General features: G+C 39.4%; 18 protein-coding genes. 15 read left to right on the top strand and 3 right to left on the bottom strand.

Annotated elements, in window-relative coordinates; translation table 11 throughout:
- Nucleotides 1-191 precede the first annotated feature (191 nt).
- The 5 genes from A6749_RS27195 to A6749_RS27175 all read left to right on the top strand — a co-directional run bounded on the left by A6749_RS27195 (nucleotide 192) and on the right by A6749_RS27175 (nucleotide 4556).
- The gene (locus A6749_RS27195; protein ID WP_456237951.1) at nucleotides 192-1190 is read left to right on the top strand and encodes a DnaD domain-containing protein; all 999 of its coding nucleotides are present in this window, start codon (nucleotides 192-194) and stop codon (nucleotides 1188-1190) included.
- Nucleotides 1187-2449 (top strand): replicative DNA helicase, encoded by a 1263-nt coding sequence (locus tag A6749_RS27190; protein ID WP_066400457.1) that lies wholly within the window; start codon nucleotides 1187-1189, stop codon nucleotides 2447-2449. Before A6749_RS27195 ends, A6749_RS27190 begins: the two co-directional genes overlap by 4 nt.
- Nucleotides 2450-2512: 63 nt before the next feature.
- On the top strand, nucleotides 2513-2935 hold the full coding sequence (locus A6749_RS27185) for a hypothetical protein (protein ID WP_066400455.1): 423 nt from the start codon (nucleotides 2513-2515) through the stop codon (nucleotides 2933-2935).
- 144 nt (nucleotides 2936-3079) lie between these two features.
- A complete protein-coding gene (locus A6749_RS27180; protein WP_330220459.1) occupies nucleotides 3080-3655 on the top strand; it encodes a thermonuclease family protein in 576 nt (191 codons plus the stop codon).
- A gap of 448 nt (nucleotides 3656-4103) precedes the next feature.
- Nucleotides 4104-4556: a hypothetical protein gene (locus A6749_RS27175; protein WP_066400442.1), complete on the top strand. Its 453-nt coding sequence runs from the start codon at nucleotides 4104-4106 to the stop codon at nucleotides 4554-4556.
- A gap of 465 nt (nucleotides 4557-5021) precedes the next feature.
- Here the strand turns inward: A6749_RS27175 and A6749_RS27170 are convergent, their stop codons facing one another.
- The 3 genes from A6749_RS27170 to A6749_RS27160 form a co-directional block, all read right to left on the bottom strand.
- The gene (locus A6749_RS27170) at nucleotides 5022-5159 is read right to left on the bottom strand and encodes a YvrJ family protein (RefSeq protein ID WP_042462125.1); all 138 of its coding nucleotides are present in this window, start codon (nucleotides 5157-5159) and stop codon (nucleotides 5022-5024) included.
- 75 nt (nucleotides 5160-5234) lie between these two features.
- On the bottom strand, nucleotides 5235-5453 hold the full coding sequence (locus tag A6749_RS27165) for a DUF2922 domain-containing protein (protein ID WP_066400440.1): 219 nt from the start codon (nucleotides 5451-5453) through the stop codon (nucleotides 5235-5237).
- Between the two features lie 49 nt (nucleotides 5454-5502).
- Nucleotides 5503-5724: a DUF1659 domain-containing protein gene (locus A6749_RS27160; RefSeq protein ID WP_066400437.1), complete on the bottom strand. Its 222-nt coding sequence runs from the start codon at nucleotides 5722-5724 to the stop codon at nucleotides 5503-5505.
- Between the two features lie 177 nt (nucleotides 5725-5901).
- Between A6749_RS27160 and A6749_RS27155 the strand changes: the two genes are divergently transcribed.
- From A6749_RS27155 to A6749_RS27110, 10 genes are all read left to right on the top strand, one after another.
- Nucleotides 5902-6369: a DUF3995 domain-containing protein gene (locus A6749_RS27155; protein WP_066401253.1), complete on the top strand. Its 468-nt coding sequence runs from the start codon at nucleotides 5902-5904 to the stop codon at nucleotides 6367-6369.
- A gap of 709 nt (nucleotides 6370-7078) precedes the next feature.
- Nucleotides 7079-7402, top strand: coding sequence for an ArsR/SmtB family transcription factor (locus A6749_RS27150; protein WP_066400427.1), 324 nt, complete (start codon nucleotides 7079-7081; stop codon nucleotides 7400-7402).
- A 27-nt stretch (nucleotides 7403-7429) separates the two neighbouring features.
- Nucleotides 7430-7912 carry an SRPBCC family protein gene (locus A6749_RS27145; RefSeq protein WP_066400425.1) on the top strand — a complete coding sequence of 161 codons (483 nt, stop codon included), beginning with the start codon at nucleotides 7430-7432 and terminating at the stop codon, nucleotides 7910-7912.
- 45 nt (nucleotides 7913-7957) lie between these two features.
- Nucleotides 7958-8473: an SRPBCC domain-containing protein gene (locus A6749_RS27140; RefSeq protein WP_066400423.1), complete on the top strand. Its 516-nt coding sequence runs from the start codon at nucleotides 7958-7960 to the stop codon at nucleotides 8471-8473.
- 74 nt (nucleotides 8474-8547) lie between these two features.
- Nucleotides 8548-8928 (top strand): VOC family protein, encoded by a 381-nt coding sequence (locus tag A6749_RS27135; RefSeq protein ID WP_066400419.1) that lies wholly within the window; start codon nucleotides 8548-8550, stop codon nucleotides 8926-8928.
- A gap of 716 nt (nucleotides 8929-9644) precedes the next feature.
- A complete protein-coding gene (locus A6749_RS27130; RefSeq protein WP_066400417.1) occupies nucleotides 9645-10742 on the top strand; it encodes a DNA sulfur modification protein DndB in 1098 nt (365 codons plus the stop codon).
- The gene (locus A6749_RS27125; protein ID WP_066400415.1) at nucleotides 10739-11770 is read left to right on the top strand and encodes a DNA sulfur modification protein DndB; all 1032 of its coding nucleotides are present in this window, start codon (nucleotides 10739-10741) and stop codon (nucleotides 11768-11770) included. Before A6749_RS27130 ends, A6749_RS27125 begins: the two co-directional genes overlap by 4 nt.
- Nucleotides 11771-11943: 173 nt before the next feature.
- The gene (locus A6749_RS27120; RefSeq protein WP_066400411.1) at nucleotides 11944-12534 is read left to right on the top strand and encodes a competence protein ComK; all 591 of its coding nucleotides are present in this window, start codon (nucleotides 11944-11946) and stop codon (nucleotides 12532-12534) included.
- A 133-nt stretch (nucleotides 12535-12667) separates the two neighbouring features.
- Nucleotides 12668-12994 carry a nucleoside triphosphate pyrophosphohydrolase gene (locus tag A6749_RS27115; protein WP_066400400.1) on the top strand — a complete coding sequence of 109 codons (327 nt, stop codon included), beginning with the start codon at nucleotides 12668-12670 and terminating at the stop codon, nucleotides 12992-12994.
- The gene (locus A6749_RS27110) at nucleotides 12987-15413 is read left to right on the top strand and encodes a DEAD/DEAH box helicase family protein (RefSeq protein ID WP_066400398.1); all 2427 of its coding nucleotides are present in this window, start codon (nucleotides 12987-12989) and stop codon (nucleotides 15411-15413) included. The genes A6749_RS27115 and A6749_RS27110 overlap by 8 nt, the downstream gene beginning before the upstream one ends.
- Nucleotides 15414-15511 lie beyond the last annotated feature (98 nt).

Genomic DNA, 15511 nt, shown 5'->3' with positions numbered 1-15511 from the left:
AGTAGTTAAAATGCCATCTTAGAAAGGAAGTTTCTTAAACACTCACAAATGTTGTACATCACGTTTGTGAGTGTTTTTTTGATTTGTCAAAAAATATTCACATACTTTTATTAAACATCCTGTCCATTTCCTTTCTAAGCATCTATATATACTATGAAGAAATTTCTTTGAAGAAAGGGCAGTGTTTGATGATGGCAAAATTTAGAATGGTGCGTGTTGATTTTTGGAAGAATCCGATTGTTTCGGAAGAGATGACTCCTGAAGATAAGTATTTTTACCTTTATCTTCTTACGAATCCCAATACGACTCAAATCGGAATCTATCAAATTACGAAAAAGCAAATGGCATTTGATTTAGGCTATTCGATTGAGAGTGTGCATGCGTTAATGGAAAGGTTCACAATGCACCATAAGTTGATTCGCTACAATCCAGAAACAAGGGAACTCGCCATCAAAAACTGGGGGAAAGACAACCTGCATAAAGGCGGGAAACCTGTCATGGATTGTATCTATTCCGAATTAAAAGAGGTAGAGGATCCCTCGCTTATTCGTTATGTTGCGGAAGCTATACAAAAAGGTGAAATTCGCAGCTTATTTGAATCTTTTTGTGGACAAGAAGAGAGCGATCTTGAAAAGGACATGGAAACCCATGACGAAAAACCATATATTGCTTCTGAAGCTGAACTGTTTGACGAATCGTTCCCGTATCGTTATACGACGCGTGGACAAAAAGAAAAAGAAAATAAAAAAGAAAAACAACAACAACAACAAGCTATGCATCCGAAGGAAGAGAACCATTCATACATAGAGAAGACCTTAGAGAGTAATCAAAAAATAGAAGATGTAAAAGAAATCGTTGAGTTTTGGGATTCGAATGGATTCGGTTTTACGAATGTGAATGCAAAACAGCAGCTGTTATCCTGGTTAGATGATTCAAGTTTTCTACAGCCGAAAAAGGTGATTTTAAAGGCGATGAATATTGCCTGTGCCACTAACAAACGAAGGCTGAACTATATTGTTGGCATACTGAAAAACTGGGAAAATGAATCGTTATTGACCGTGGATGAAATAGAGGATCATGAGAACCAAAAGGCTGAGCTTAAGTCTAAGAAATCACCCGAAACGTATTCGAGTGGAAGAGCGGTTCCAGGTGGATTCGAACTTGATTTAACGGCAGGTGAAGAGGAATGAGTATAGCTGAAAAAGCGTTCTTAGGAAGCTTGATGAAGGCAGAGTACTTACTCATGGATACTGTGATTCAACCTGAACAGCTAGAAAGCAGCCGGCATAAGGAATTAATGAGAAGAATGGCGGAGTTTAAGCAAGCTGGTAAGAATATTGATTTGATTACATTGACCACCTTACCCGACCTCGAATCATACGGGGGAATGTCTTACATGTCGGAACTGTTATCGTATGCGGATGTGGAGAAGTTTGACGGAATGGAGAAGCTCATTCTTGAGCAGTGGAAGGAACGGGAAAAGAAAAACATCTTATCGCTTGCAGCGATGAATGATTGGGAGATTGCAAAGGTTATTACCGAATTGGATAATATTAACCAATCGAAAATGGACGATCATACGCCCTTACAACAAGCGTTGGCTGGGATATATGAAGCCCCTTGGGAAGAGCAACCACAACTGAAAAGTGCGACAACGGGTATCCAAAAGCTCGATTTTGTGACCGGTGGCTTTAGGGGCGGGGAAGTGACGATTATAGCTGCAAGGCCGTCAATGGGTAAAACCGATGTGATGCTTCATTTTGCAAAAATGTCGGGCTGGGCAGGGTTTCTGCCGATTGTCTTTTCATTAGAAATGCCTGAAAAGCTGATAACCTCCCGATTAATGGCTTCGACAGGGGGTTTTAACCGCGCAAAAATGCGCGATCCAAAAAGATTGCTAACTCAAAGTCAAAAGAATAAATGGTCGGACGTCATTGGGGATCTCAATGAAACCCATATGCAAATATTTGATGGGGCTGGGCAAACGATTGCCGAAATGAGGGCGAAAACAAGAAAGCTGATACACCAATTTCCATACAGGAAACCAATCGTGTTTATCGATTATTTAACATTGATTCAACCAAGTCAATTTTACGGAGGAAATGCCCATTTACAAGTAACGGAAATTTCCAAATCACTCAAAACAATGGCCAAGGATTTTGACTGCCCTGTCATTTGTTTGGCACAGCTCAATCGTTCGGTGGAATCAAGAAACAATAAACGGCCGATGATGTCTGATATACGGGAATCCGGAAGTGTGGAACAGGATGCCGATGTCATTTTATTCTTGTATCGGGAAGCGTATTATGACAAGGACTCCAACGATCCTACACTTGAAATCATTGTTTCGAAAAACCGCAATGGTCCAGTTGGAACAATTGCTGTGAATTACAACGAGCATACCGGCAGGGTTGAGGACAAGAAGGAAAACAGTGTTAGCCTTTTATAGCGTTCCTTTGCCTTATAAAACAATTAGGGCAATAAATGAGTCTAAAATGCGAGGTGTTTTCACATGCTAGTGAAAGAGCTTTACCTGGATTCGATCTATTTTGAAGAATCCTCATTGGCCCATTACATCTACTATTTACTGGCGGAGCAGAAAGTTTCATTAGATGACAATGTATCAAAATTAAACTTGGACCAGGCCGATCATCAGAAGGTAGCAGAAATGATACAAAACAATGTTTTGGGCTTTCATAAGGTAGGCATCTACTCACTTAAAATGAACCGTGAGGATTTTGTCTTTATCTTTGCTGTCAGCGAGCAGGAGGCCATCCATTTTTATACTATGACATATCAGCAGCCCCCATTGAACTGTCATAAATATTCGCTAGATTACAAACTTTTTAGGGGAAAAGAGGTAATTTCGTTTCGGGATATGAGGATGGAATATGAAAGTTTCCCAGCTGTTGCAGGTTATTATACGAGGGGCTAGATTGGGAAATTAGATATTTGGGTCAGTTCCCCGCAGTAATCATACTTTCATGCAGCGGGGGACTGACCCTATTTTGGAATGATCAAGCTAGGTTTTATAAGGATTACGACAGGTTTTTCAATCTTATTGGCGGAGGGAAATATCGTGCGAAAGTATTTGGTAAATACCGCTTTAATTACATCGGCTGCCATTCTTATTTTTTCGCCTCAAGAATCGGAAAAAGTCCAGCAGAGCACCGATTCCGTTATGGAATTGACCGGTGCCACTGAAACGGGTCGGATTCCTGCTAGATTGGTTGAAACGATTGATGGCGATACGATTAAAGTGATGGTCATGGGAAAAATAGAAACGGTACGTTACCTATTAATAGATACACCCGAATCAAAAAAGCCGGGGTTTTGTATCCAGCCGTATGCCAGGGAAGCGGCAATACGGAATGAGCATCTTGTAAGGGGAGGTCCATTAAGTCTTGAGTTCGAACAAGGGAACACCAAAGATTCATACGGTCGGCTGCTTGCTTATGTGTATGTTGATGGGCAATCGGTTCAAGAAAAGCTGCTTCAGGGAGGGCTAGCGCGTGTAGCCTACATCATCAACCCGCCTTATAAATATTTACTAGAATATCAGTCAAATGAAAAGATGGCGAAGGAGGACAAGCGAAAGATTTGGAGCAGGCCAGGGTATGTGACGAGCAGAGGGTTTGAAGGGTGTGGGATGTAAGTGGGATCATCACTAATCTTACAAAGGTGGCTCAAATGCGGTCTTAATGGCTAATAAGCTAGCGGAGGAACGATGGGATATTAAAAAGGTCTTAATTTGCTCTTTTTTAAAGATTGTTGTTCTTAGATTAGCCGATAAACTGGCTGGATTCGCCGATAAAATTTAAAATTCGCCAATAAATTTACTAGAATCGCCGATATGCTTCGAAAATTCGCCGATAAATTCCGAAGTCATTTTTATAGTGTAATTTTTCATCAAGGGTTACCATTTTTTGCGCTCCAACCAAAAAGAAAATAACTAATTTTATGAAAACAATCTTATCAGATCCTATCCTTATTCCCACCGCCAAACTATATAGGAGGTGAATAGATTATGGTCCTATGGATGAGTAAGCTTATTGACATACACAGTCATTTATTCATCGAAATAGAAAAGGCAGGGGACATTCATGAGTAAATCATTTATGGACAAAAGACCGATTATGGCGCTCCCTAATTTGGCGGTGAAGATTGGCTTAAAGGAAGCCATAATTCTACAGCAAATCCATTACTGGCTGAATACAAGCTCACATGAAATGAATGGCCAAAAATGGGTTTGCAATTCCTACAAAGAATGGAAAAAGCAAATGCCATATTGGTCAGAGAATACCATTAAACGCACCATTCAATCACTAGAAAGTCAGGGATACCTGATTTCTGCCAACTGGAACCGGATGAAAACAGATAAGACAAAGTGGTACACGATTAATTATGAAAAAGTAAAGGTACTAAAAGAAACGGGGATTCAATCGGAGGTACAAGAAAGCTCTCCAATACCACAAACGGAAGAAAACGCAGCCCATCAAGAACAGCTGGAACTTTTTCTGGAGCAGATAGAAGCAGAACAATTTCCCCAAGGATGAGTGAATACCTAAAGCCGAAGACGTTATTGAAAGCAATTATTGAGTCCTAACTTAACCAAAAAACATTGTCATGAAAAACCGAAATGGTCCTGTTGGATCCATTGTTGGGGGACTACAAAGAGCATACTGGTAGGATTGAAAATCAAAAGGAATTGAGAGTTACAATAAGTAGGGGATATTTAAATTTGGGGTCAGTCTCCCCACAGTATTAATACCTTAATGCTGTGGGGGATGGCCCCATTTCTATTAATGAATATTTTAAAAAGTTGTCAATGATTTAACAAAAATTCAAGCATGATTCAATAAAAAATTATTGGGAAGGTTCTTGTGCCTCACAATGAGTGAATTAAAATGTATATTCTAATGCAAAGATGGTGGGGCATGGGAAAGTTCTTATGTAGAACATTCCCACGCTATCCACCAACTTTGCTTATAACATGATCTTTTGCAAACGATTCCCCTGCTTCATCCCTTCATACGTTCTGGCAGACTTTGAATCGATTGGACCACTAAATCAAGCTTAGACTCAATCCGGTAAAGCAGGTAGAGGGTCACCACGATGGGGAAGCCAACTTCGCTAATGAGTGGAATGATTTGCTCCACAGTTATTCGCTCCTTTCGTTAATTAATATTTGTAAAAAAGGGGCGGATTCTCTATGAAATCCAGCCCCTCCGTCATTAGATGATTTCATATTCGGTCACGTTGCGGTCGACTACTCTTACACCCTTCGCAACAGAAAGGTTACCGCTCGGAGTGAAGAAAACATCTGCCGCAATGATCTGCTCCATCGCTTGCTTCACAGCAGCCTCATCAATCGGCTCCTTTGGATTGTCCACAGTAATTCGCGCTGTCTTTCCGAACTCTGTCCCAAACTGTAATTCCAATGTTTTCGCCATTGTCAATCACCTCCTTTACATGGATTATCCTGTTACTCCTCTAAGACTACTATTCTGCTAAAAGTTCTGAGCTGTCGTTACGCTCAAGGTTGTTCAGAATGCCATTTGTTAAGCTGGAAATGGCGGTTGCTGCTTGGAATAACTGATCTGTGGTGGATTCCATCTTAATGTTGTTAAACGTTTTGGACTTTAGGATCGGTTTACCTTCCTCATCCATGCCAACCTGGAACACCAAGCGAAGCTTTGAACCGGTTAATACCGCTTGTGCCATGGTCAATCACCTCCTTTCACCTTCTATATAGTAAGTTTCAGGTAAAAAGGACAGGGGTGGATAAATATTTTTGAATTTGGGTCTGAATCCAATTCATAAAAATTAGAGTATAATATTGGAAAAAACGTTATCTTGATTAAATACAGATGGTAAGCGAGGAAGAAACTTTTGAATAGTATGAATCAGAGATTTTTTCTAAAAAGAAATCCTTGGTGTATAGGTCTGGGAATTAGTTGGACGCTTCTTTTTTCAGGGATGAGTTTTTATTGGGCAATGGGTGGCTTGATGGGGGTACGGTCTCTAGGCGGTTCCATTTATGAGATGTCCGTAAACCCATCACCCTCATTTGTAGTCATCGTTTGGTTGACAGGTTTTGTTAAATTACTTGGTGGGATCTTTCTTTTGATGCTGATTGTTCGTTGGAATAAACCAATCATGAACAAATTACTTTATTACACTGCAAAAATTGGAGGAGCATTATTGTTTTTGTACGGTTTTCTAAATTTCATCACAATTGTATTACATGCGTTTCATCTTCTAGAATTTAACCTTGATCCATATGCGACCTTTTGGAGACTATTCTTCTGGGAACCATACTGGATGATGGGTGGGATTTTTTATTTCTTTTCCGTCAAAAGATTTTAAAAATAAAACAGGGATGAGTACGAGAGTAGCAATGAACTGGTTTGTGATTGAACCGGAAAAATAGTATTTTGTTAAAAAATATTCTTAATTAGCATATAATGTACAAAATGCCTCCGTAGCTCTAGAAGGGAAGAGCGCCGGAAAACATTGTAGCCACCGGGTCGCAAGGTAATGGTTTCAGAAGCACCGAAAAGCAAAAAAGCTGAGGTTGGTGAAATTCCAGCCGGTGAAATACCGTAGGGAAGCGTGTTGCCCATAGCCTATGCTTACGCAAGGAGTGCGGGTTCGAATCCCGTCGGAGGCATCGTTGTTCTTTTTTATAGTCCTTGATTTATATTTGATTATAAAATGAGACTGATATTTCATTGATGGATAATACTTTATCCCCTTCACGTTTCTACAAGTAGGGGGGAACGGTTTCGCTGACGGGATAAACCCACGGGCAGATTCGTTCGACCCTGGCTACTTCTTAATTTAAAATTCAATAAAAAATAATCTAAATATTCCTTTACAGGAATATTCCTGTTATGTTATATTCCTTTTAAGGAATATAAACAAAGGTGAGAGCTTCATAACACAATGTCATTTTTGGAGATTTGTATGCAGTTGGGAGGGGATATTGAGACTTAGTCCTTGTTACAATTAAATTAAAAAGTATTTAAATGGATATTAAATTTAGCTGTTTTATGGATAGGGGTGGGTTCAATAAATGGATACTACAACACTGAATGCTCTTTCCGAACCCAATCGTTTACAGATTGTAGAGCTTTTGCGAGAAGGTCCTCTTACAGTGGGGGAAATTTCCGAACGTTTACAAATCCGTCAGCCACAAGTTTCTAAACATCTTCGTGTTCTTAGTAATGCCGGAATTGTTAAAGTACACGCTGATGCAAATCGGCGCATCTATCAATTACGACCTGAGCCATTTATCCAATTAAATGCTTGGCTTGAGTCTTATCGCCGAATTTGGGAAGAAAGATTTGATAGCTTGGACGATTATTTAAAGGTAATGCAAGAAAAACAAGAAAAATAACATTTAAAATTAATGGAGGTTTTAAAAATGATTACAAATAATCAAACGTCCGTTGAAGTTGAAGGAAAAGAAATACTTGTAAAACGAGTTTTTAATGCATCCCGTGACCTAATCTGGAAAGCATGGACCCAACCGGAACATCTAAAAAACTGGTGGGGGCCAAAAGGTTTTTCCATTACGACTTCTGAATTTGAAATGAAACCAGGTGGTATTTGGAGATTTATTATGAAAGGGCCAGATGGCGTTGAATATCCAAATAAGATCACCTTTAAGGAAATTGTAAAGCCTGAGCGTCTCGTTTATACATCCGCCGATGATATAGAGGGTGATCCCGGACAATTTCAGACAATCGTAACTTTTGTCGAAGAGGATAATAATACATTACTTATTCAACGATTAATCTTTCCTTCTGCAGAAATTAGGGAACAGGTAGTTAAAGAGTTTGGAGCCATAGAGGGAGCTAGCCAAACCCTCGATCGACTTGAAGCACAGTTGGCAGCAATGCGTTAATCCCTTAAAAAATATAAAACTTTTCATGAACTAGGAGGAAATACAATGGCAAACAACACAATGGTATCGAGAGTAGAGAACGATCGGGTACTGGTACTGGAGCGCGTTTTCGATGCGCCACGTGACCTCGTATTCAAGATGTTTAAAGAGCCGGAGCATCTGAAACACTGGTGGGGGCCGAGGGGCTGGGAGATTCCAGTCTGTACCGTCGATTTCCGTCCGGAAGGCGTTTGGCACTACTGTATGAAGTGTGTCGATCAGAATCAGGGTCAATTTTTTGGTATGGAATCTTGGGGCAAAGCGGTTTATAAGGAGATTATCGAGCCGGAGAAGATCGTCTATACCGATTACTTTTCGGATGCCGAGGGTAATTTGAATGACTCCATGCCGTCGACCGAAATCACATTGGAATTCATCGATTTAGGTGGAAAGACAAAGCTAATAAACCGTGCTGAATATGTTTCCGAAGAGGCCCTTAAGACTGTCATGGACATGGGCATGCTGCAGGGCATCACCGAAACTTGGGACCGTTTGCACGAGCGTGTGGAGTCACTGAAGTAGAGTTACCGTAACGCTAATTCTAGTATTCAGAAAGGAATCTTTAGATTTGTCTTTATATAAAGGAGTGAATATCAATGATTAGTAAGTTAGGTCAAATCATGTTGTATGTTAATAACCAAGATGAAGCAAAGGAGTTTTGGACAGAAAAAGTAGGGTTTACTGTAATTTCAGAGGAAGACAATGGTCAAGGTATGAGATGGATTGAAATTGCTCCAACTAAAGAAGCTGAAACAAGCATCATTCTCCATAATAAGGAATTTATTGCGAAAATGTCGCCTGAATTAGATCTTGGCACACCTTCTTTAATGTTCTTCTCGAAAAACTTCGATAATTTATTTAGTGACTTATCAAACAAAAACGTTACAGTCGGAGAAATTGTAAATATGCCTTCTGGTAGAGTATTTAATTTTGCAGATAGTGAAAATAATTACTTTGCCGTAATGGAAAAAAAGTAAATTTCTATTTAATTAACGAGTGCGATGCTTGATTAAAGGCATCGCCTTTTTGCTTGTTAGATTTACGAAACAGATTGTGAGGATTTACACTTAAAGTAACTGGGTGCTTTTCTTCAATAAGATCCTCCATAAACGGAGGCAATCCTGGAAAAAGGATAAGCGCTCATTTTTATTATAGGGCCAGATGCCAAAAGTGATATGAAAACAGCAATGGGATATTCATCCCGTCAAAAAGAGGACAACTTGTATCGTCGGAATAGCTTATTAATAACACTGGAGGAAAAAATGAAAATCTGCTGCAATGGTTATATTTTCGGGTTGATCCCTGCAAGTTGGATTAACCCTTTTATGTACCATATCCACAAGAAAAATGGTTATAACCCCCGTCATAAAAGGCTTTTCCCAAGAAAATGAATTCTTTTCAAACAAACAGTGAACATTTCGTTAACAACTGAAAAAATTTTTAAAAAATGGCAGATTCATAGGTTAAAAGTAACGTTTTGTAATTTTTTATGACACTAGTCACAATTAAATGTGATCTTAAAAAAGTGAAATAATAGATTTTAATTCTTTATTTCAAATCCGTCAAGGTTCTGCTAAAACAAGGACAAACAAACCATTCAAAGAGTTAAGTTTAAGCACGAAATGAAGAAAAAAGTCAATTTACATTTATATCCTAAGCTAATTATAATAATGGTCGAGAGGGGTGAAGATATTTGTCGAATCATGACTTTAGGACGATTATTGGCGGAATGAAGTACAATCAGTTTGGAAAGAAGGTATTGGCGACACAAATGCGATTTTCAACGCTGGAGGCAATTTTTGAAGTAGACCCCGAGGTTCAGCGTAAGTTGGACCCGCAACGGAGATCGGAAATACGAGAGTTTATATTAAAATCCTTAAGAGGAAAAGATTTTTATTTCTCACCGTTCATCTTCTCAGCCCGTGGAGCACTGACACAAACGAAACAAGGCTGGGCACTTGAACCAGGTGCAAAGCTATACATACTCGATGGACAGCATCGTGAGAGCGCTTTCATTTCAGCATTAAACCACTTACATTCGCAAAAGGAAACGGCAGAAGAAACCGAAAATGACAAGGAAGCACAAAAAATCCAAGGCTATATTGATAAGTTAAGAGAATATCCCGTCGCTATGCAAATTTATTTGAATTTAACACAGCAGGAGGAGCGGCAGTTATTTACTGACATCAATACCGAACGGAAAGAAGCACATAACGGGTTGATCATGCAATATGATCATCGCGATGCTTATACAAAATTAACAAGAAAGGTAGCAAAACAGCTGCAAAATCAGTTTGAAATTGAACGGGAATTATCGCGGTTAAGCAGCCAGAATTCAGCTGTAACATCTCTAACAACCATGAGAAAGTGCTTATTAGCCATGTTTGAAGGGAACTTAACAGTAAAGAAAGGCGAGGCCGACTTTGGAAATTACCAGACGGAAGAAGTGGCAGCGATTGCAACAGCATTCTTTCAAGTATGGCCGCAAATTTTCCCGTCTCAAATAGCCAACCGTAAGAGATTTGTCTCAGGATTGACCGGCATTCAAATTTCATTAGCCTATGCGGTTTATCATTACACCAAGAAGCACTCCATTCCTCATCTAGAAGCCATCCAGCAGCTTAGCAGCTTAAAGAAATATTGCACATGGAAACATGATGATCCGCTTTTTATCCACCTGTATGACACGACAACGAGTAGAATAAAGCACCATTCATCAACGACAGCGATTCAAAAAACAGCATTTAAATTTCTAGATATTCTAGATAAAGAAAGGATTGGGTCTACTTGATCGTTAACGATGTATTTTCCAAACGACAATCCATTGCGACCTACACGATTCAAGAGCTTTCTGTACTAATCAAAAACGGGCAAGTGACATTACGTGAGGTAGACAAGCTTCATGTAAGAGCGATTAAGAAATATATTCTGGAAAATGTTTTGACTGAGCAAATTTATTTTCCGCCGATGGTTGCGAATGTTGCCTGTATAGGAGTCGATAAGCCTCTGGAAATGACCATAATTGACGGGAACCAGCGGCTGAAAGCATTTTGTCAAATCGAAGAAATGGGATGTCGGACCGCTAAAAGCGATCATGAGGAAGAAATGAAAAGAGGGTACAAACTCCTTCATTTCGTTCAAAATACAGAGGTAGCGATACAACTATTTGAAGGACTGACCAAAGAAGAGGCAGATCAACTATTTATCGACCTGAACACAAAAGGAAAAAAGGTAGCCTTATCAAAGCGAATAGCCTTTGATTCCAGAAAAGAACTGAACAAAATAACAAATAGCATTTTAAGAACCAATAGGCAGCTAAAGACAGCAGGAGTAGAAATTGAGAAACGGGCCGTGGTGCGACCAATGAATAAAAAGCTGCTGTCACTATCCCACTTACGCCAGCTTGTGGCTATTTTTCTCACAGGAAAAATGGTTTACAGAACAGTGGATGACCGCTATGAAGCTTATTTGGAGCAAAAGGAGTACATTCAATTAATCAATACCTGGTTAAGCGAATTATTCAAGCTATACCGGCCAGAGCGGATAGGTGATCTCCAAGTATCAATGCTAGCCAGCCATCCGTTACTTGCCTCTATTGCTTATTATGCCAATAAAGGATTGGAGATAAGCAGCTTTGAAGAACGCAAACAAGAGTTGATTAATAGAATGAGATCTTTACAAAAGGTAGACTGGAAAAGCACAAATCCGATTTGGAAATCATTTAAGGGTACAGCAAGAGGCGGATTCTATTATTTGACGAATGATAAAGAGAATATTCACAAGCTAGTAAAATGGCTTGAGCAGCAAGGGGGTGAGTAGTATGTGAAGAAATAGAAGAAAAACCCATAGGCGATAGTGTCCTGGCAGACGGCGCCCATGGGTCTTGGCAAGTTGGGTATGCCAACTCCTAGTTAGTATACCCTTTTTCAAAAAAATTGAAAAGATTTTAGTTTCATAGACTCAACTTATATCAGTGAGGAAGGGATACTCAAATGGAAATCAAAAGAAATCATATCATAAATGAAAAAACCACCTTGTTTTATGGTGTCTTATACAAAAATGGCGAGTTATTCACAAAGGTCATCGAAGGCGATGAGATGTTTCTGGTAGCGATGACACCTTTACAGTTCATCAATCAATCGTTAATCAAATACGGATCTGACTTAAAAGGAGCGCTTAATAGCTCCAAAAAGCTGCTTGGCAAAAACCAAAAAAAGTATCCAATTAAAATAAGTTCAAGTCTAGATATTTATCTATTCCCGACGAAATCTATCAAACGAGAGGATTGCGTATGGTTCGCTCTAAGCCATGTAAAGGTAAGCAGAGCCATGGGTGTGAAATATACCAATGTCTTCTTAAATGATGGACATATGATCACGATTGAAATGAAAGAATCATCGTTTCGGAATAAATGGAAAGATACGCAGGATCTTAGGGACATGATTATTTATAATAAGCAACATTCACTTAACATCTTAGTGGATCATAAGAAAGGCATTCATATTATGGAAGTAAAGGGGAAATATCGCTGTAGGATGCCGAAGGAGAATAAGAAAGTACAGGAGAATAAAAACAATTTATAGGCTTTAACTTAGGTGAGTGCCAGATCTCTAAATTAATAGAGGGGGTCTGGTGCTTTTTTTAGTTCATACCTTTTTCATAACAATATTTTCGATATAATAAGATTAACTATTTATTTTTTAGGAGGAACCTAATATGCCAATACATAACAAATTAGTGCGCGACCGTATACCAGAAATCATAGAAGCAACCGGGAAAAAGTTTTCTACCAAAATTCTAAATGATGATGAATACATAAAAGAACTAAAAACCAAAAGCTTCGAAGAATTGAATGAATATATCAATACTGATAATGATCAGGATGCAGTAGAGGAGCTGGCAGATCTGCTAGAAATCATTCATGCTTTTGCAGAATGCCATGGAGCAACATTTGAAGATCTTGAAAAAGTTAGGCAACAGAAGGCCGAAAAACGCGGCGGCTTCAAGGAAAAAATCTACTTGATTGAGGTTGAGGATGACTAAGGTCCAATTAATTACATCCGAACTTGGGAAACATTTGCTAGAGAAAATGGAAAATGCCTCGACCATTTGTGTGTTAACCTCTTTTGTGATGAAATCCGGTGTCCAATTTATAGCGGAGGCTTTAAAAGAAGCAGCTCAAAATGGGGCCGATATCAAGATTTGCACGGGGGATTACTTATATATTACCCAGCCTGAAGCATTAGAGGCATTGCTCTCTATTGATGACCGAATTAAGATTCGAATGTGGAAGAGTAATGGTACATCCTTTCACCCAAAAGCCTACATGTTTAAAAACAATGAACAGGATGTCTTGTACATTGGATCTTCTAATCTCTCCAAATCTGCCCTGAATCAGGGGGTTGAATGGAATGTAGGTATCAGCGAGGCCAAAGAGGTATTTGAACAAGCGTTGGAGGAATTTTCTAAGCTGTTTCTTGCTGATCAAACCGTTACCCTTAATCCGGAAACCCTTAAGGAGTACAAGGCAAATTATGAAGCCTACCATAAGAAGCATCTCAATTTGGCGAAAAAATGGAGCGAGCTTGAAGAGTTAGAAATTATGTTACCTTCAAACGACAAGGCTCCAGTCAATCCAGAAAAAATCAAGGAGCCGGCTGCAGAATATGGGGACATCCAACCAAGATTTGCACAAATTGAAGCACTTGAGGAGCTTCATAAAACCATAGAGGAAGAGTACAATAAGGCCCTTGTAGTGATGGCAACGGGCTTGGGCAAAACATACCTAGCGGGATTCTTTTCGAAGAATTTTCAGAAGGTGCTGTTTATCGCACACAGGGAAGAAATCCTCTATCAGGCAAGAACGTCTTTTAAGAAAATCATGCCTGAACGACGATTTGGGATATACAATGGAAAAATAAAAGAGAGCAACGCCGATGCTATTTTTGCTTCTATTTATACATTAAGTATGAAAACACATTTGGAGCAATTCCAACCGGATGAGTTTGATCTCATTATCATAGATGAATTCCATCATGCCGCTGCTGACACGTATCAGCGAGTGTTAAACTACTTTCATCCTAGGTTCTTATTAGGGATAACAGCTACGCCAGTTCGGAATGACAATAAAGATGTCTATGCCATTTGCGATGGGAACGTTGCGTTTCGTCTAGATTTCTTGGATGCGATTGAACGGAAGTGGCTGGCACCGTTTAAATACTATGGGGTCTACGATGATACCGATTATTCGCAAATCACGTGGTTAGGAAATCGATATGATGAAGAGGAATTGCTACAGGTCCAATTGAAAGAGGAACTGGCTCAAAAAATTTTCCATTCCTGGGAGGAAAGAAAGCAGACTCGGACCATTTCATTTTGTTCGTCCATTCGACAGGCTAATTTCTTATCGAGGTTTTTTAATCTAAAAGGCTATCGGTCAGTTAGTCTCCATTCGCAACAAGTGGATGTCAGCAGGAGTCAGGCTATTGCTCAACTGGAGAATGGTGAGCTCGATGTCATCTTTACGGTGGATCTGTTTAATGAAGGGGTCGATATCCCTACTGTTGATACACTGTTGTTTGTTCGACCGACTGAATCCTTAACCGTCTTTACACAGCAGATTGGCAGGGGACTGCGGTTGCATCCGGAGAAGGTAGCCTGTGTCATCATTGATTTAATTGGAAATTATCGCAACGCGGATATCAAACTAAGTTTATTTGATACCAATCCGACTGACAAGAAACCAAGAAAAATTCAGCCGGCATTACCGCATTTTTGCGAAATGGAACTGGACTTGAATGTCATTAACCTGCTGCAGGAAATGGCACGTAAACATCAGCCTCGAAAAGAAAAATTATATCAGGACTATCTAGAGGTAAAACGTGAACTTGGGAGAAGACCGACATACTTAGAATTACATTTAAAAGGTGGCTCTGATTCCCCTCAGTACCGCCAGGAATTTCAGTCCTACTTTGGATTTTTAAAATGGGCAGAAGAATTAACGGATCGAGAAACAACCGTTTACGAGCGATATGAAAACTGGCTGATAGAGGTTGAAAAAACAGGAATGGCGAAAAGTTATAAGATGGTTGTCCTCCTAGCCATGTTGGAACGTAGAAAGTCGGACTGGTACAAGCCTATTACACCAATTGAGGTTGCTCCCTTTTTTCACCAGTATCTGATGGAAAAAGAATACAGAAAACGGATTGATTTTTCGGATAAAAGTGCAAGAAAGTTGTGGACCTTTGATGAAATAGCTGTCAGCAAGTTAATTGCCACCATGCCGATGACAAAATGGAGCGGCAGTTCGAAAGGATTGATTTCGTTTGAAAAGGATCTTTTTGTCCTAAATTTTGATGTGTCCAAAGAAGATGAAGATATCCTTTATGCTTGGACCAAAAAAATATGTGAATACCGCCTACATTATCATTTTGAGCGGAAAGCTAAAAATCCTTGGACCTAATTTGGGACAAGGATTTTTTGGTTGATAATATAAAGAATGTATCTTCTTAATTCTCTTATAATAATGGAGCAATAGGTTAGTAAAGCGGGACAAAAAAT

The organism is Neobacillus mesonae (assembly GCF_001636315.1).
GTDB lineage: Bacteria > Bacillota > Bacilli > Bacillales > Cytobacillaceae > Neobacillus > Neobacillus mesonae.
This window is presented reverse-complemented; position numbering and strand designations above follow the sequence as displayed.

Excerpts from the sequence above, each read along its gene's own strand:
- A6749_RS27195 (WP_456237951.1), top strand. The coding sequence starts at position 192 with ATGGCAAAATTTAGAATGGTGCGTGTTGATTTTTGGAAGAATCCGATT.
- A6749_RS27165 (WP_066400440.1), bottom strand. The coding sequence starts at position 5,453 with ATGGCGAAAACATTGGAATTACAGTTTGGGACAGAGTTCGGAAAGACA.
- A6749_RS27155 (WP_066401253.1), top strand. The coding sequence starts at position 5,902 with ATGAATCAGAGATTTTTTCTAAAAAGAAATCCTTGGTGTATAGGTCTG.
- A6749_RS27190 (WP_066400457.1), top strand. The coding sequence starts at position 1,187 with ATGAGTATAGCTGAAAAAGCGTTCTTAGGAAGCTTGATGAAGGCAGAG.
- A6749_RS27140 (WP_066400423.1), top strand. The coding sequence starts at position 7,958 with ATGGCAAACAACACAATGGTATCGAGAGTAGAGAACGATCGGGTACTG.
- A6749_RS27115 (WP_066400400.1), top strand. The coding sequence starts at position 12,668 with ATGCCAATACATAACAAATTAGTGCGCGACCGTATACCAGAAATCATA.
- A6749_RS27160 (WP_066400437.1), bottom strand. The coding sequence starts at position 5,724 with ATGGCACAAGCGGTATTAACCGGTTCAAAGCTTCGCTTGGTGTTCCAG.
- A6749_RS27120 (WP_066400411.1), top strand. The coding sequence starts at position 11,944 with ATGGAAATCAAAAGAAATCATATCATAAATGAAAAAACCACCTTGTTT.
- A6749_RS27135 (WP_066400419.1), top strand. The coding sequence starts at position 8,548 with ATGATTAGTAAGTTAGGTCAAATCATGTTGTATGTTAATAACCAAGAT.
- A6749_RS27175 (WP_066400442.1), top strand. The coding sequence starts at position 4,104 with ATGAGTAAATCATTTATGGACAAAAGACCGATTATGGCGCTCCCTAAT.
- A6749_RS27185 (WP_066400455.1), top strand. The coding sequence starts at position 2,513 with ATGCTAGTGAAAGAGCTTTACCTGGATTCGATCTATTTTGAAGAATCC.
- A6749_RS27150 (WP_066400427.1), top strand. The coding sequence starts at position 7,079 with ATGGATACTACAACACTGAATGCTCTTTCCGAACCCAATCGTTTACAG.
- A6749_RS27110 (WP_066400398.1), top strand. The coding sequence starts at position 12,987 with ATGACTAAGGTCCAATTAATTACATCCGAACTTGGGAAACATTTGCTA.
- A6749_RS27145 (WP_066400425.1), top strand. The coding sequence starts at position 7,430 with ATGATTACAAATAATCAAACGTCCGTTGAAGTTGAAGGAAAAGAAATA.